This window comes from Pseudomonas moraviensis subsp. stanleyae (assembly GCF_036283065.1).
In the GTDB taxonomy this organism is placed as follows: Bacteria; Pseudomonadota; Gammaproteobacteria; order Pseudomonadales; family Pseudomonadaceae; genus Aquipseudomonas; species Aquipseudomonas stanleyae.
The window spans coordinates 19,548-36,286 of the sequence record NZ_JAADJI010000017.1 but is presented as its reverse complement, the minus strand read 5'-3'; the positions used below and the strand labels follow the sequence as shown (position 1 = coordinate 36,286).

The 16,739-nt window shown below is 59.0% G+C and carries 13 protein-coding genes; 4 read left to right on the top strand and 9 right to left on the bottom strand.

Annotated features, from left to right (window positions below; translation table 11 throughout):
- Nucleotides 1-37 precede the first annotated feature (37 nt).
- From GXB78_RS26295 to sdhC, 5 genes are all read right to left on the bottom strand, one after another.
- The gene (locus tag GXB78_RS26295) at nt 38-2,869 is read right to left on the bottom strand and encodes a 2-oxoglutarate dehydrogenase E1 component (RefSeq protein WP_042607586.1); all 2,832 of its coding nucleotides are present in this window, start codon (nt 2,867-2,869) and stop codon (nt 38-40) included.
- 251 nt (nt 2,870-3,120) lie between these two features.
- A complete protein-coding gene (locus GXB78_RS26290; RefSeq protein ID WP_016773675.1) occupies nt 3,121-3,825 on the bottom strand; it encodes a succinate dehydrogenase iron-sulfur subunit in 705 nt (234 codons plus the stop codon).
- A gap of 11 nt (nt 3,826-3,836) precedes the next feature.
- A complete protein-coding gene (gene sdhA / locus GXB78_RS26285) occupies nt 3,837-5,609 on the bottom strand; it encodes a succinate dehydrogenase flavoprotein subunit (RefSeq protein ID WP_042607585.1) in 1,773 nt (590 codons plus the stop codon).
- Between the two features lie 3 nt (nt 5,610-5,612).
- Nucleotides 5,613-5,981 (bottom strand): succinate dehydrogenase, hydrophobic membrane anchor protein, encoded by a 369-nt coding sequence (gene sdhD / locus GXB78_RS26280; RefSeq protein WP_008049683.1) that lies wholly within the window; start codon nt 5,979-5,981, stop codon nt 5,613-5,615.
- The gene (sdhC, locus tag GXB78_RS26275) at nt 5,975-6,349 is read right to left on the bottom strand and encodes a succinate dehydrogenase, cytochrome b556 subunit (RefSeq protein WP_325719133.1); all 375 of its coding nucleotides are present in this window, start codon (nt 6,347-6,349) and stop codon (nt 5,975-5,977) included. The genes sdhD and sdhC overlap by 7 nt, the downstream gene beginning before the upstream one ends.
- A gap of 363 nt (nt 6,350-6,712) precedes the next feature.
- On the opposite strand from sdhC, the gene gltA reads away from it, so the two are divergent.
- Nucleotides 6,713-8,002, top strand: coding sequence for a citrate synthase (gene gltA, locus GXB78_RS26270; RefSeq protein ID WP_101158686.1), 1,290 nt, complete (start codon nt 6,713-6,715; stop codon nt 8,000-8,002).
- 1,003 nt (nt 8,003-9,005) lie between these two features.
- Here gltA and GXB78_RS26265 read toward each other — a convergent pair.
- From GXB78_RS26265 to GXB78_RS26255, 3 genes are all read right to left on the bottom strand, one after another.
- On the bottom strand, nt 9,006-10,664 hold the full coding sequence (locus GXB78_RS26265; RefSeq protein ID WP_133340650.1) for a cation acetate symporter: 1,659 nt from the start codon (nt 10,662-10,664) through the stop codon (nt 9,006-9,008).
- The gene (locus tag GXB78_RS26260; protein WP_016771016.1) at nt 10,661-10,972 is read right to left on the bottom strand and encodes a DUF485 domain-containing protein; all 312 of its coding nucleotides are present in this window, start codon (nt 10,970-10,972) and stop codon (nt 10,661-10,663) included. Before GXB78_RS26260 ends, GXB78_RS26265 begins: the two co-directional genes overlap by 4 nt.
- A gap of 239 nt (nt 10,973-11,211) precedes the next feature.
- Entirely contained in the window at nt 11,212-12,063 is an 852-nt protein-coding gene (locus GXB78_RS26255; protein WP_329517615.1) for a glycine betaine ABC transporter substrate-binding protein, read from the bottom strand.
- Between the two features lie 297 nt (nt 12,064-12,360).
- Between GXB78_RS26255 and GXB78_RS26250 the strand changes: the two genes are divergently transcribed.
- On the top strand, nt 12,361-13,956 hold the full coding sequence (locus GXB78_RS26250; protein WP_329517614.1) for a glycoside hydrolase family 17 protein: 1,596 nt from the start codon (nt 12,361-12,363) through the stop codon (nt 13,954-13,956).
- 91 nt (nt 13,957-14,047) lie between these two features.
- On the opposite strand, the gene GXB78_RS26245 is transcribed toward GXB78_RS26250, so the two are convergent.
- The gene (locus GXB78_RS26245; protein ID WP_329517613.1) at nt 14,048-14,416 is read right to left on the bottom strand and encodes a hypothetical protein; all 369 of its coding nucleotides are present in this window, start codon (nt 14,414-14,416) and stop codon (nt 14,048-14,050) included.
- 224 nt (nt 14,417-14,640) lie between these two features.
- Here GXB78_RS26245 and GXB78_RS26240 point away from each other — a divergent pair, with 224 nt between their 5' ends.
- Both GXB78_RS26240 and GXB78_RS26235 read left to right on the top strand, forming a co-directional pair.
- A complete protein-coding gene (locus GXB78_RS26240; RefSeq protein WP_329517612.1) occupies nt 14,641-15,939 on the top strand; it encodes a serine/threonine protein kinase in 1,299 nt (432 codons plus the stop codon).
- Nucleotides 15,932-16,720 (top strand): MlaA family lipoprotein, encoded by a 789-nt coding sequence (locus GXB78_RS26235; protein WP_101158680.1) that lies wholly within the window; start codon nt 15,932-15,934, stop codon nt 16,718-16,720. The genes GXB78_RS26240 and GXB78_RS26235 overlap by 8 nt, the downstream gene beginning before the upstream one ends.
- Nucleotides 16,721-16,739 lie beyond the last annotated feature (19 nt).

The following is a 16,739-nucleotide window of genomic DNA, read 5'->3' as shown; positions in this document are numbered from 1 at the left end:
GGGTCCTTAAAATTCGGTTTCAGTCAGCGCGAAGGCGTTAAACAGTGAAAGCATCTTGCAGCAGTTTTTCCTGCTGCTCGGCGTGCATCGATGCATAACCACAAGCTGGCGCAGCCGAAGCCTCACGGCCCGCGTACTCGAGTACGAGAGTCTTGTCGAGGTTGGCGATGCTGCGACGCAAGTGATGCTGGCTGCAGTACCAGGCACCCTGGTTCATCGGCTCTTCCTGACACCAAACGGCGTGTTTGACGTTGGTGTACGGAGCCAGGACTTCTTTCAAGTCGTCCTCAGGGAACGGATACAGCTGCTCGATACGCACGATGGCAATATCTTCGCGGCCTTCGGCACGGCGTTTTTCCAGCAGGTCGTAGTAGACCTTGCCGCTGCACAGAACCACACGCTCGACCTTTTTCGGGTCCAGTGCGTCGATTTCCGGGATCACGGTCTGGAACGAACCTTCGGCCAGATCTTCCAGCGTCGAGATGGCCAGCTTGTGGCGCAGCAGCGACTTCGGCGTCAGCACGACCAGCGGCTTGCGCAGCGGACGAATCACCTGACGACGCAGCAAGTGGTAGATCTGCGCTGGCGTGGTCGGCATGCACACCTGAATGTTGTGCTCGGCGCACAGCTGCAGGTAACGCTCAAGACGTGCCGAGCTGTGCTCAGGGCCCTGGCCTTCGTAGCCGTGTGGCAGCAACATGGTCAGACCGCAGAGACGGCCCCACTTGTGCTCGCCGCTGGTGATGAACTGGTCGATCACGACCTGTGCACCGTTGGCGAAGTCGCCGAACTGGGCTTCCCAGATCACCAGCGCGTTTGGCGTGGTGGTCGAGTAACCGTATTCGAATGCCAGTACCGCTTCTTCCGAAAGGAACGAGTCGTACAGGTCGAAGCGTGGCTGACCGTCGTACAGGTTCTGCAGCGGAATGTAGGTGCCCGCGTCTTTCTGGTTGTGCAGCACAGCGTGACGGTGCGAGAACGTACCGCGGCCGATGTCCTGACCGGTCATGCGAATCGGGTGACCTTCGAACGCCAAGGTCGCGTACGCCATGGTTTCAGCGTAACCCCAGTTGATCGGCAGGCCGCCGGCTTGCATCTTCTGACGGTCTTCATAGATCTTCGCGACCTGACGCTGAACCACGAAGCCTTCCGGAATTTCCAGCAGCTTGGCGGACAGCTCTTGCAGGGTCTTCAGATCGAAACGCGTGTCGTGACGCGCAGTCCAGGCGTGGCCCAGGTACGGACGCCAGTCGACGAACAGCTCTTTGTTCGGCTCTTTGACCAGCGATTTCACTACGTGCAGACCGTTGTCCAGCGCGTTGCGGTATTCGTCGACCTTGGCCTGAACACGTTCAGCATCGAGCACACCGGCCTGGGTCAGGCGTTCAGCGTACAGCTCACGGGTGGTGCGCTGCTTGGTGATCTGCTGATACATCAGTGGCTGGGTGCCGCTCGGCTCGTCGGCCTCGTTGTGGCCGCGACGACGGTAGCAGACCAGATCGATCACCACGTCACGCTTGAACTGCATGCGGTAGTCGATGGCCAACTGGGTCACGAACAGCACGGCTTCCGGATCATCACCATTCACATGGAGGATCGGCGCCTGGATCATCTTGGCAACGTCGGTGGCGTACTCGGTGGAACGCGAGTCCAGCGGGTTGCTGATGGTGAAACCGACCTGGTTGTTGATCACGATGTGCACGGTACCGCCGGTCTTGAAACCGCGGGTCTGCGACATCTGGAAGGTTTCCATGACCACGCCCTGACCGGCGAACGCCGCGTCACCGTGGATGGAGATCGGCAGAACTTTCTCACCGGTCAGATCGTTGCGACGGTCCTGACGGGCGCGTACCGAACCTTCGACCACCGGGGAAACGATTTCCAGGTGGGACGGGTTGAACGCCATGGCCAGGTGAACTTCACCGCCGGTGGTCATCACGTTGGACGAGAAGCCCTGGTGGTATTTCACGTCACCGGAACCGAGCTCGACCTTCTTCTTGCCTTCGAACTCGTCGAACAGCTCGCGCGGGTTCTTGCCGAAGGTGTTGACCAGCACGTTCAGACGGCCACGGTGGGCCATGCCGATGACGACTTCCTTGGTGCCGTACGAGCCGGAACGCTGGATCAGTTCGTCGAGCATCGGAATCAGGCTTTCGCCGCCTTCCAGACCGAAACGCTTGGTGCCTGGGTATTTGGTACCAAGGTATTTTTCCAGGCCTTCACCGGCAGTCACGCGCTCAAGCAGGTGGCTCTTGATGTCGGCGGAGTACGTCGGACGGCCACGCACGCTTTCCAGACGCTGCTGGAACCACTGGCGCTGCTCGGAATCGGTGATGTGCGTGAATTCAGCGCCGATGGTGCGGCAATATGTCTGCTGCAACGCTTCGTGAATTTCGCGTAGGCTCGCTTCCTCTTTGCCGATGAACAGGTCGCCGGCACGGAAGGTCGTATCAAGATCGGCATTGGTCAAGCCGTAATGATTGATCGACAGGTCTGCAGGTGCAGGACGCTGCCACAGTCCCAGCGGGTCAAGCTGGGCTGCCTGGTGGCCACGCATACGGTAGGCCTGGATCAATCGCAGCACTTCAACTTGCTTCTTCTCGTGCTCACTGCTCACGCTGCCGGCGGAAACCGGTTGGGCGCGGCGCTGGTTCTTTGCCAGCAGCACGAAATGATCGCGAATCGTCGAGTGCGAAACATCAGTGGCAGAGTTGCCGTCGGCGGGCAACTTCTGAAAGTAGGTGCGCCACTCTTCTGGCACAGCGTTAGGGTCGTGCAGGTAGAGCTCATAAAGCTCTTCCACATAGGCAGCGTTTCCACCTGAAAGGTAGGCGCTGTTCCACATGCGCTGCATCACGCTTTCTTGCATGCTTGGTCACCCTCGGTTAGGGGAACACCATCGGTGTCGACACCGAGCAAACTTGCAGAAGTCCGAATGCAGCGACTAAAACAAGCCACCTAGGATCACACTGATAGTCCGGGTACCAGCCCGGATGCCCCTGCTTGTCTCATTTCTTCAAAAGAAGAGCTGCAGCTTATGGCTACGGCTCTGGTTATAGCCATGACGCGGGTTGAAGCCCGCGCCACAGCCTCTACGGTGCAACGGTTACAGCAGCTGAATCACACGCCGCTCGAAAGCAGCATGTTACGGATGTGACCGATGGCCTTAGTCGGGTTCAGGCCTTTCGGACATACGTTGACGCAGTTCATGATGCCCCGGCAGCGGAAAACGCTGAACGGGTCGTCAAGTGAAGCCAGACGTTCGCTGGTCTTGGTGTCACGGCTGTCTGCCAGGAAGCGGTAGGCTTGCAGCAGCGCAGCTGGACCGAGGAACTTGTCCGGGTTCCACCAGAAGGACGGGCAAGAGGTCGAGCAGCAGGCGCACAGGATGCACTCGTACAGACCGTCGAGCTTTTCGCGCTCTTCTGGCGACTGCAGACGCTCGATGGCCGGAGCCGGCGTGTCGTTCTGCAGGTAAGGCTTCACCTTCTCGTATTGCTTGTAGAAGATGCTCATATCGACGACCAGGTCACGGATAACCGGCAAACCTGGCAGCGGACGAACGATCAGCTTGTTACCTTTTACAACAGCGGACAGCGGCGTGATGCACGCCAGGCCGTTCTTGCCGTTGATGTTCATGCCGTCGGAGCCGCAGACGCCTTCACGGCAGGAGCGACGATAGGAGAAACCTTCGTCCTGCTCTTTGATCAGGGCCAGCACGTCCAGCACCATCAGGTCCTTACCACCGGTATCGACCTGGAAATCCTGCATGAACGGCGCAGCGTCCTGATCAGGGTTGTAGCGATAAACACTGACTTGCAACATGGCGGTCACCCTTAATAAGTCCGGACTTTAGGTTCGAAAGTCGGAACAGTCTTCGGCGAGAAGTTCACGGCACGCTTGGTGACGCGCTTGTCACCCGGGAAGTACAGGGTGTGGCACAGCCAGTTTTCGTCATCACGGTCTTCGAAGTCTTCACGGGCGTGAGCGCCGCGGGACTCTTTACGTACTTCGGCCGCGATGGCGGTAGCTTCAGCCACTTCCAGCAGGTTTTGCAGTTCCAGCGCTTCGATACGTGCAGTGTTGAACGCCTGCGACTTGTCGTTGATCTTCACGTTGGCGATGCGAGCACGCAGGTCAGCGAGCTGAGCGATGCCCTTCTGCATGTATTCGCCGGTACGGAATACACCGAAGTAGTTCTGCATGCAGCTTTGCAGCTCGCGACGCAGAGTGGCAACGTCTTCACCGTCGGTACGGTTGTTCAGCGCGTTCAGACGCGACAGTGCAGCTTCGATGTCGGACTCGGTAGCGTCGTCGTATTCGATGCCATCGGTCAACGCCTTTTCCAGGTGCAGGCCGGCAGCGCGACCGAATACCACCAGGTCGAGCAGCGAGTTGCCGCCCAGACGGTTGGCACCGTGTACCGATACGCAAGCCACTTCACCTACCGCGAACAGACCAGGAATGATCTGGTCCTGACCTTCGGCGTTCTGGGTGATCGCCTGGCCATGAATGTTGGTGGCAACGCCGCCCATCATGTAGTGGCAGGTCGGAACAACCGGAACCGGAGCAACGACCGGGTCAACGTGGGCGAAAGTCTTCGACAGTTCGCAGATGCCTGGCAGACGGCTGTGCAACACTTCCTCGCCCAGGTGGTCGAGTTTGAGCATTACGTGGTCGCCATTCGGACCGCAACCGTTGCCGGCGATGATTTCCTTGACCATCGAACGCGCAACCACGTCACGACCAGCCAGGTCTTTCGCGTTCGGAGCATAACGCTCCATGAAACGCTCGCCGTGCTTGTTGATCAGGTAACCACCTTCACCACGGCAACCTTCTGTAACCAGTACACCGGCGCCGGCGATGCCGGTCGGGTGGAACTGCCACATTTCAATGTCTTGTACCGGTACGCCAGCACGCAGAGCCATGCCGACGCCGTCACCGGTGTTGATCAGGGCGTTGGTGGTGGACGCGTAGATACGGCCTGCACCGCCAGTCGCCAGTACGGTGGCCTTGGCACGGATGTAGGAGGTTTCGCCGGTTTCGATGCAGATCGCGATCACGCCAACGAATTCGCCTTCCTGGTTTTTCACCAGATCGACAGCGTAGTACTCGTTGAGGAACGTGGTACCGGCTTTCAGGTTGCCCTGATAAAGCGTGTGCAGCAGCGCGTGACCGGTACGGTCGGACGCGGCGCAGGTACGTGCAGCCTGACCGCCCTTGCCGTAGTCCTTGGACTGGCCACCGAACGGACGCTGATAGATGCGGCCTTGCTCGGTACGCGAGAACGGCAGACCCATGTGGTCCAGCTCGAAAACAGCGGCCGGGCCTTCCTGACACATGTATTCGATAGCGTCCTGGTCACCGATGTAGTCGGAACCCTTGACGGTATCGTACATGTGCCAGCGCCAGTCATCGTTCGGGTCGGCGGAAGCGATGGCGCAAGTGATGCCGCCCTGGGCGGATACAGTGTGCGAACGGGTCGGGAAAACCTTGGTGATCACCGCAGTCTTGTGGCCGCCCTGTGCCAGTTGCAGCGCAGCGCGCATGCCGGCACCGCCACCACCAATAATGATGGCGTCGAAAGAAATCGTTGGAATGTTAGCCATGAATCAGATACCCCAGAGAATCTGCACACCCCAGACGAAGTAAGCGAACATCGCAACGCCGCATACTGCCTGGAAAAGGAAACGTATCGCCGTTGCGGACTTGCCGAACGCCATTGGCGTCAGGTAGTCGGTCGCGATGGTCCACATGCCGACCCAGGCGTGAGCGCCGAGAGCAACAAGGGCCAGCAGGCTGAAAATACGCATTCCGTTGTGAGCGAACAGTTCATGCCACTGGGCATACTCGAGGCCAGGGTTGGCGACGATGTATCCGATCAGAAAGATGAAGTAAGCCGCGAGAACGACCGCAGACACACGCTGTGCCATCCAGTCATAGAGGCCCGAACGCGACAGGTTAGTGACGTTAGTTACCATATCCAGACTCCTGCCAGAACGATTACCACCACGGAAACGGCGATAACGATTTTCGAGCCCAGCTTGCCGCCTTCCAGCGTCTCACCGATGCCCATGTCCATGATCAAGTGGCGCACACCGGCTACCAGGTGATACAGCAGAGCGGACAGGATGCCCCAAATCACTAGCTTGGCTAGCGGACTGGTCAGACACGCTTTCACCTGACCGAAGCCTTCCTCGGAGCTCAGCGACTTGTCCAATGCATAAAGCATGACGGCAAGGCACACGAAGAGGATGACACCGGAGATACGGTGAAGAATGGACGTGTAAGCAGTGACTGGGAGTTTGATGGTCCTTAGGTCTAGGTTTACAGGTCGTTGGCTTTTCACGGCTTTTTTTTCACACTGAAGAGCCCCTAACAATCAGGGCAAAGTTGTTGGGGAGTGCACTGGTCAGGTAACCACCACCCAGGGATGCGACCCCCAATGAAAGCAAGCCCAAAAGCCCTTGGCGGTCGGTGGCCGAGTATAGACAGTTAGGCTACTAATGACAACGCGTTCACCTACCCCCAATAGCGGATTGCACAAGTTGCATAAAAGGCGTAAATGGCAGGCAATTTCGAGGAAAAAGTCGGCTTAAAGCCTTCTGGAGCAAGACTTTAGGCAAATTGACATTCGAATTTATCTCACTATAGTGGTGCGGGCCCTGCGTGGGGGGTCTGTCTGATGGTTCAAGCATAAATAGGAGGCCACATGGCTGACAAAAAAGCGCAGTTGATCATCGAGGGCGCAGCCCCCGTCGAGCTGCCCATTTTAACCGGCACCGTTGGTCCCGATGTAATCGATGTTCGGGGCCTGACGGCCACGGGCCGCTTCACTTTCGACCCAGGTTTCATGTCGACCGCCTCGTGCGAATCGAAAATCACCTATATCGACGGCGACAACGGCATTTTGTTGCACCGCGGCTATCCGATCGAACAGCTGGCTGAAAAGTCGGACTACCTGGAAACCTGCTACCTGCTGCTCAACGGCGAATTGCCGACCGCAGAACAGAAGGCCCAGTTCGTCAGCACCGTGAAAAACCACACCATGGTTCACGAGCAGCTGAAAACCTTCTTCAACGGTTTCCGTCGCGACGCCCACCCGATGGCCGTCATGTGCGGTGTAGTCGGCGCCCTCTCGGCCTTCTACCACGACTCCCTGGACATCAATAACCCGCAGCATCGCGAAATCTCCGCGATCCGTCTGGTTGCGAAGATGCCGACCCTGGCAGCGATGGTATACAAGTACTCCATGGGCCAACCCATGATGTACCCGCGCAACGACCTGACGTACGCGGAAAACTTCCTGCACATGATGTTCAACACCCCGTGCGAGATCAAACCGATCAGCCCGGTACTCGCCAAGGCCATGGACCGGATCTTCATCCTCCATGCCGACCACGAGCAGAACGCGTCGACCTCCACCGTACGTCTGGCCGGCTCGTCGGGTGCCAACCCGTTCGCCTGTATCGCCGCCGGTATCGCCGCACTGTGGGGCCCTGCCCACGGCGGTGCGAACGAAGCCGTATTGACCATGCTTGACGAGATTGGCGATGTGTCGAACATCGACAAGTTCATCGCCAAGGCCAAGGACAAGAACGATCCGTTCAAGCTGATGGGCTTCGGTCACCGCGTCTACAAGAACCGCGACCCGCGCGCGACTGTCATGAAGCAGACCTGCGACGAAGTGCTGAAGGAACTGGGCATCAACAACGATCCGCAACTTGAACTGGCCATGCGCCTGGAAGAGATCGCCCTGACCGACCCGTACTTCATCGAGCGCTCGCTGTACCCGAACGTCGATTTCTACTCGGGGATCATCCTCAAGGCGATCGGCATTCCGACCAGCATGTTCACTGTGATTTTCGCTCTGGCACGTACTGTGGGCTGGATTTCGCACTGGAAGGAAATGCTGTCTAGCCCGTACAAGATTGGCCGTCCGCGCCAGCTGTACACGGGTTACGAGTCGCGTGACATTACTTCGCTGGAAGATCGCAAATAGGTTTTTTCTTTTTGTGATGGGTTAGTGGTGTGTCAGGAACGGCCTCTTATATAGAGGCCGTTTTTGTTTCTGTTGGTGTTCATTGGATTGGGGGCATATCCGTTGCTGCGGTAACGGCTTCTTATGGTTTCGCTCTTACAGCGACTCACTTTTTCAAACGCCAAAAAGTAAGCAAAAGGCTTTGCCCTGGCGTACGGCCCGCTCGCTGGGGCTCGGGGTACCTTCGTTACGGGACCGATCCGGGCGCAGCGTCTCCGGTTGGCTGCGCTGCACCTCCTCCCGCTGTGTTTGGCTTCGCCAAACGGTCGCTGCGCTCCCACGCCCGGATCGATCCCGTAACGAAGCCTGCCGAAGGGGCGGAAGATCAAAAGCCGAAGCCGGATCAAGAGCCCCTCACCCTAACCCTCTCCCGGAGGGAGAGGGGACTGACCGAGGTGTTTGGACGAGGTACGGCGACTCGAAATAACCAGTCGAATGCAAACTCTGAAAGCCCGCAAGTCGGCCCCCTCTCCCTCGGGAGAGGGCTGGGGTGAGGGGCGAATCCACCGAAAATCTCAAGCCATGCGACGCTTTTCACCACTCAAAACAATGAGCGCAAGCTCGAGTACCGCTCTTGATCTTGATCCCCGGGCGACTTCGGAAGGCTGAGTGGAGGGATTGATCCGGGCGTGGGAGCGCAGCGACCGTTTGGCGTAGCCAAACACAGCGAGAGGAGGTGCAGCGAAGCAAACCGGAGGCGCTGCGCCCGGATCAGTCCCGGAGCGAAGGAACCCGAGCCTGCGAGGGCCGAACGCAGGAGCAAGCCTTTTCGGTTACCTTTTCGGCGTTTGGAAAAGGTGACTCGCCGTAAGGGCGAAACCCCAAGCCGCCGTTACCGCAGCAACGGATATACACACCAAACCAACCGATAACCGCCCACAAAAAACGCCCCAATCTCTCAACCAGGGCGTTTTCTTGAAGCTTGCAGCTTGCAGCTTGCAGCTTGTAGCTTGCAGCTGATCCGCTAGTGCGAAACCGCCCCACTCGCCCCCAACCCGGTCTGCGAACGCACAAACTGCGGGAAGAACAGCGCCCGCTCGTTATCCGCAGCCGCCGACTTGTCAGTGATCGAGAAGAACCAGATCCCCACGAACGCGATGATCATCGAAAACAGCGCCGGATACTCGTAAGGGAAGATCGCCTTCTCGTGATGCAGAATCTGCACCCAGATGGTCGGGCCGAGAATCATCAGGCCAACAGCACTGACCAGACCCAGCCAGCCGCCAATCATCGCCCCGCGAGTCGTCAGCTTCTTCCAGTACATCGAAAGCAGCAGCACAGGGAAGTTGCAGCTCGCCGCGATCGAGAACGCCAGACCAACCATGAACGCGATGTTCTGGCTTTCAAACAGAATACCCAGACCAATCGCCAGCACTGCCAGGGCGATGGTGGTGATCTTCGAAACGCGAATCTCATCCTTCTCGTTGGCCTTGCCCTTCTTGATCACACTGGCGTACAGGTCGTGGGAGACCGCCGAAGCACCGGCCAGCGTCAGACCGGCTACCACCGCGAGAATGGTCGCGAACGCCACCGCCGAAATGAAGCCCAGGAAGATACTGCCGCCCACCGCGTTGGCCAGGTGCACCGCCGCCATGTTGTTGCCGCCGAGCAAGGCGCCAGCTGCATCCTTGAAGGCCGGGTTGGTGCTGACCAGCAGGATCGCGCCGAAGCCGATGATGAAGGTCAGGATGTAGAAGTAGCCAATGAAGCCGGTAGCGTACAGCACGCTCTTGCGCGCTTCTTTTGCGTCACTCACGGTGAAGAAGCGCATCAGAATGTGCGGCAGGCCAGCGGTACCGAACATCAGCGCCAGACCCAAGGAGAACGCCGAGATCGGATCCTTGACCAGACCGCCCGGGCTCATGATCGCTTCACCCTTGGCGTGCACCTTGATCGCCTCGGAGAACAGCGTGTTGAAGTCGAAGCCGACGTGCTTCATCACCATCAGCGCCATGAACGAGGCACCGGACAGCAGCAGCACTGCCTTGATGATCTGCACCCAAGTGGTCGCGAGCATGCCGCCGAACAGCACGTACATGCACATCAGCACGCCGACCAGAATCACCGCAACGTGGTAATCGAGTCCGAACAGCAACTGTATCAGCTTGCCGGCACCGACCATTTGCGCGATCAGGTAGAACGCCACCACCACCAGCGAACCGCAGGCGGACAGGGTGCGGATCTGGGTTTGCCCGAGGCGGTAGGACGCCACGTCGGCAAAGGTGTATTTACCCAGGTTGCGCAGGCGCTCGGCGATCAGGAACAGAATGATCGGCCAGCCCACCAGGAAGCCGATCGAGTAGATCAGGCCGTCGTAGCCGGAGGTGAACACCAGCGCGGAAATGCCCAGGAAGGACGCTGCCGACATGTAGTCGCCGGCAATTGCCAGGCCGTTCTGGAAACCGGTGATCTTGCCACCTGCCGCATAGTAGTCGGCAGCCGAGTTGTTTTTCTTCGAAGCCCAGTAGGTGATGTACAACGTCGCGCCGACGAAGGCCACGAACATCAGGATCGCCGGGATATTCAGCGGTTGCTTGGCCACCGCACCGGTCAGGGCGTCAGCCGCCCAGGCGCCGGGTGCGAACGCGGCAATGCTCAGAAGAGCCAGTAGACGCCGGATCATTGCTGAGCCTCCTTGAGAATCGCATTGTTCAGGTCGTCGAACTCGCCATTGGCGCGGCGCACGTAGATGCCGGTCAGGACGAAGGCCGAAATGATCAGGCCGACACCGATCGGGATGCCCCAAGTAATTGAGGATTCAGGACTGAGTTTCGCCCCGAGCACGTGCGGCCCGTAGGCGATCAGCAGGATGAATGCGGAGTACAGCCCAAGCATGATTGCCGAGAGAATCCAGGCGAATCGTTCCCTTTTCTGAACCAGCTCCTTGAATCGGGGACTGTTTTGAATCGAGAGGTAAATGCTGTCGTTCATTGTTTTTATCCTCGCAGCACAGATTATTGTTGGAACGTAGCTAATGTATGCGGCTGCGAGAGAGGTTCCAGACGACCTTAGTAGTAGATGGCCATGATGTTCTGGCCATTTTCAAGCACACACAAAAACAACTGTGGGAGCGAGCCTGCTCGCGAAGGCGTCGTAACAGTCAATATTGCATCAACTGGCAGATTGCATTCGCGAGCAGGCTCGCTCCCACAGGTTCGGTGGTGAAGCTGTTATTTGGTCCAGTCAGCTACGCGATCCGGATGTTTCGCGACCCAGTCCTTGGCCGCTGCGTCAGGCTTGGCACCATCCTGAATCGCCAGCATGACCTCGCCGATTTCGTCTTTCGAGGCCCACTGGAAGTTTTTCAGGAACTTGGCCACTTCCGGCGCCTTGGCTTCCAGGCCTTTGCTGCCGATGCTGTTGACCGTTTCAGCCTGGCCGTACACGCCTTTCGGGTCGTCGAGGAAGCGCAATTTCCACTTGGCGAACATCCAGTGCGGCACCCAACCGGTGACAGCGATGGATTCGTTTTTCTTCTCCGCGCGGGTCAGCTCGGCAATCATGCCGGCGCCGGAACTGGCCTTGAGGTTGTACTTGTCCAGCCCGTAGTCCTTGATCGCCTGATCGGTCTTGAGCATCACGCCTGAACCGGCGTCGATGCCGACAATGCGGTTTTTGAAGGTGTCGTCGGTTTTCAGGTCTTCGATCGATTTGGCTTTGACATACTCAGGCACGATCAGGCCGATTTTCGCGTCCTTGAAGTTCGGGCCATAATCGACGACCTGATCCTTGTTTTTCGTCCAGTAGTCACCGTGGGTCACTGGCAACCAGGCCGAGAGCATGGCGTCGAGCTTGCCGGTGGCCACGCCCTGCCACATGATCCCGGTGGCAACCGCTTGCAGCTTCACGTCGTAGCCGAGTTTCTGTTTGATCACTTCGGCCGCCACGTGGGTGGTCGCGACGCTGTCGGACCAGCCGTCAACGTAACCGATGTTCAGGGTCTGTTTTTCAGCGTTGGCGAAAGTGGAACTCATCGCAAGCGCCAGAGCGGCACCTGCGCCTAAAAGTCGTCGCATCTTCATCGTTTACTTCCCCGAAATGCTGCGCCCGACGGATGCCGGGCATCGTCAACGTATTGTTATGGTGCACAGCGCCCCCATCACGCCGGACCTCACACACCGAACATCAGCCGATTTTTCAAAAAGGGTACTGATGGTTTGATCATCAACCTCACGCGGTAGTCGACCTGCTCTGTCAGCGACCTCAAGGCAACGAGAAACGACATCAGAAAGCCATTAATCAACCAAGATTAATTGACGCCAGACAATCCGCCCGAACTTTGCATGGACAACGCCTGCAAGCCACCTGCCCTTCTATAAATGCAGGTAACATGCGTCGCTTTGCTGCCACTCGGCCTGACCATGTCCGCGACGTTCCGATTTCCTTTTCTGCCCTATCTGTTCGCCTGCCTGCTCGGGCTGCTGGCCCTTGGCGGTTTCTGGTATGGCCTCGGCCAACCGGTGATCCTGCCCGATGCTGCGACGCCGACGCACAAGCTGCAATGCGCCTCCTACACACCGTTCGACAAGGACCAGTCGCCGTTCGACGTGCCGTTCAAATTGCGCCCGGAGCGCATGGACGCCGACCTTGCACTGCTGGCGACACGCTTCGAATGTATTCGCACCTATTCGATGACCGGCCTCGAAGCCCTGCCCGATCTTGCGCGCAAACACGGTCTGAAGTTGATGATCGGCGCCTGGGTCAACAGCAACCCTGTCGATAGCGAGCAGGAAATCGACCTGTTGATCAAATCGGCCAATGCCAATTCCGACGTGGTTACAGCGGTCATCGTCGGCAACGAAGCGCTGCTGCGCAAAGAGGTCACCGGCGCGCAACTGGCGCGGCTGATCAACAAGGTCAAAAGCCAGGTCAAGCAACCGGTGACTTACGCCGATGTCTGGGAGTTCTGGCTCAAGCACCCGGAAATCGCCCCGGCCGTGGATTTCCTGACCATCCACTTGCTGCCGTACTGGGAAGACGATCCGTCGAACATCGACGTGGCGCTGCGGCATGTCGCGGATGTGCGTCAGGTGTTCGGCAACAAATTCGCGCCCAAAGACGTGATGATTGGCGAAACCGGCTGGCCGAGCGAAGGCCGTCAGCGCGAAACCGCCGTGCCGAGCCGGGTCAACGAGGCGAAATTCATTCGTGGATTTGTGGCGATGGCCGAGCAGGAAGGCTGGCGCTACAACCTGATCGAAGCCTTCGATCAGCCATGGAAACGTGGCAGCGAAGGCGCGGTCGGCGGCTATTGGGGACTGTTCGATGCCGATCGCCAGGACAAGGGCGTGCTCGCCGGGCCGGTGAGCAATGTGCCGTACTGGAAAGAATGGCTGGCGGTCGGTGCTTTGATCTTCTTCGGCACGCTGATCCTTGGTAGCGCCGTTCGCAGCACACGCTCGGCGCTGCTGCTACCGCTGCTCGGCGCCGTCGCTGCTTGCTCGATTGGCGCCTGGGGCGATCTCGCGCGGCTGACCACGCGCTTCGCCGGTGAATGGCTGTGGGTCGGTTTGCTGACCGGGTTGAATCTGCTGGTGCTCGCGCATGCCGCGCTGACGTTGAGTGCACGCAGCGGTTGGCGTTCTCGCGCGTTCGATTTCCTTGAGCGTCGCGCCGGGTGGCTGGTCGCAGCCGCCGGTTTTGCCGCCGCGGTGATGATGCTGGAGATGGTCTTCGATCCGCGTTATCGCAGTTTTGCCAGCATGGCGTTCGTGCTGCCGGCGCTGGTGTACCTGTGCCGCCCGGTGAGCGTGCCGCGTCGGGAGGTTGCGTTGCTGACCTTTATCGTCGGTGCGGGAATTGCGCCGCAGTTGTATCAGGAAGGGTTGCTGAATCAGCAGGCGTGGGGGTGGGCGCTGGTGAGTGGCTTGATGGTGCTGGCGTTGTGGCGCTGCCTGCGGGTGCGCAAAGGCTGAGCAAGATCAAGATCAAAAGATCGCAGCCTTCGGCAGCTCCTACAGGTGTACGGCATGCCACTGGAGCTGCCGAAGGCTGCGATCTGTTCCGTCACGCGCTGCGTGAAGATCTGACCAGGCGCAACCCGGCAATCACCACGGCAAACACCGCCAAGGTCGTGTTGTACAACGCCAGCGCCGGCAGCCCGACCACCAGCGCCAGCACCGCCAGCCACCACCCTGCCCGTCCGGGCACCACGAAAGCCAACAGCGCAACGCCCAGCGCCGCCCAGCCCAGCACCTTGAAATGAATCATCAGCCCGAGGTTCGAGCGCACCGCGCATTCCCAGCGACTGGCCTCGTCGACGCAGATGCCCACCCACTGTCCGTCCTCCATGAAGCCGTAACGCGCGGTATAACTGGCGGCCAGCCACAGCGGCAACAAAACGAGCAGCACAATCACGGGCAAGCGGCGGGACATGGAGCACTCCAATCTGCGGAAATCGGCGGCCAGCTTAATCTGCCGACCGGCATTCGCAAGCACTAACAACTGTTAACTGTTCAGCGAGCCCTCGCAACGTGTATCGTCCAGCTACTATTACCCCGAATTCCGCCTGTTTGGTGCCGCAGCATGGCACTTTGGCGCACGGCCGGTGGTCATAGCCTGCGAACTTCAATCGACACCTTCCTCTAAGGGATCTAGTCATGCTCCGTTCCTTGCGCTTCGCCGCGCTGTTCAGCGGCCTTATCTTGAGTGCGTCCGCACTGGCGGTGGATATCGACGCCGCCAGCTATGGCTACCCGCTGACCAACCCGTTCGAGGCGACAATCGCCACGACACCACCGGACCTGCGTCCGGAGTTGCCGCTGGACGACGACATCAATCAGACGGACCGCAGCCTCACCCTGCGCCCGGAGCGTGAGTTCGAACTACCGGATAATTTCTGGGCGGTAAAGAAGCTCACTTACCGCATCGCCACGCAGGACAAACCGGCGCCGCTGATCTTCCTGATCGCCGGCACCGGCGCGCGCTTTGACAGCACGCTCAACGAATACCTGAAAAAGCTTTATTACAAGGCCGGCTACCATGTCGTGCAGTTGTCGTCGCCGACCAGCTTCGACTTCATCAGCGCCGCTTCGCGTTTCGCCACCCCGGGCGTGACCAAGGAAGACGCCGAGGACATGTACCGTGTGATGCAGGCGGTGCGGGCGCAGAACCCGAAACTGCCGGTGACCGAGTACTACCTGACCGGTTACAGCCTCGGCGCCCTCGATGCCGCGTTCGTCGCCCATCTGGACGAGACGCGCCGCAGCTTCAACTTCAAGAAAGTCCTGCTGCTCAACCCGCCGGTCAACCTCTATACCTCGGTGACCAACCTCGACAAACTGGTGCAGACCGAGGTCAAGGGCATCAACAGCAGCACCACGTTCTATGAACTGGTGCTGACCAAGCTGACCCGCTACTTCCAGCAGAAAGGCTACATCGACCTCAACGATGCTCTGTTGTACGACTTCCAGCAATCCAAGCAACACCTGACCAACGAACAGATGGCCATGCTCATCGGCACTTCGTTCCGCTTCTCGGCGGCCGACATTGCCTACACCTCGGACCTGGTCAACCGTCGCGGCCTGATCACCCCGCCGAAATTCCCGATCACCGAAGGCACCAGCCTCACGCCGTTCCTCAAGCGTGCGCTGCAATGCGACTTCGACTGCTACATCACCGAACAGGTCATCCCGATGTGGCGTGCGCGCACCGATGGCGGCAGCCTGCTGCAACTGATCGATCAGGTCAGCCTGTACGCCCTCAAGGATTACCTGCACGACAGCCCGAAAATCGCCGTGATGCACAACGCCGATGACGTCATCCTCGGCCCTGGCGACCTAGGCTTTCTGCGCAAGACCTTCGGTGATCGCCTGACCGTTTATCCACTGGGCGGCCACTGCGGCAACCTTAACTACCGCGTCAACAGCGACGCCATGCTGGAGTTCTTCCGTGGCTAAATATCTCCTGCTGATTGCAGCGCTCCTCTGTGCAGGCGTGGCCCAGGCCGACAACAGTAAAGCCGACGCACCGGTGGTGGTCGACAGCGACGGCTTCAAGGAGCCGCTGACCAAACTCAAGTTCAACCCGGGCCTGGACCAGCGCGAGTTCGAGCGCTCGACGCTCAATGCGCTGAACGTCTATGACCCGCTGGAATCGTGGAACCGCCGGGTCTACCACTTCAACTATCGCTTCGACCAGTGGGTGTTCCTGCCGGTGGTCGATGGCTATCGCTACATCACGCCAAGCTTTGTGCGTACCGGGGTGAGCAACTTCTTCAACAACATTGGCGACGTGCCGAATCTGGTCAACAGCCTGTTGCAGTTCAAGGGCCAGCGCTCGATGGAAACCACTGCGCGCCTGTTGCTCAACACCACGATCGGCATCGCCGGGCTGTGGGACCCGGCCACCGCCATGGGCCTGCCACGGCAGAACGAAGACTTCGGGCAGACCCTGGGCTTCTACGGCGTACCGGGCGGCGCGTACTTCGTACTGCCGATCTTCGGCCCGTCGAACATCCGCGACACCGCAGGTCTGGCCGTGGATTACACCGCCGACACCGCGATCAACTTCCTCAACGTTGCGGAAGTCAGCTCCAACCACCCGGAAGTCTGGGCCTTGCGTGCAATCGATAAGCGCTACCAGACCAGCTTCCGCTACGGTCAGATGAACTCGCCGTTCGAGTACGAGAAAGTGCGTTACGTGTACACCGAGGCACGTAAGCTGCAAATCGCCGAGTAACCGCTGAAAATCGCTGGCA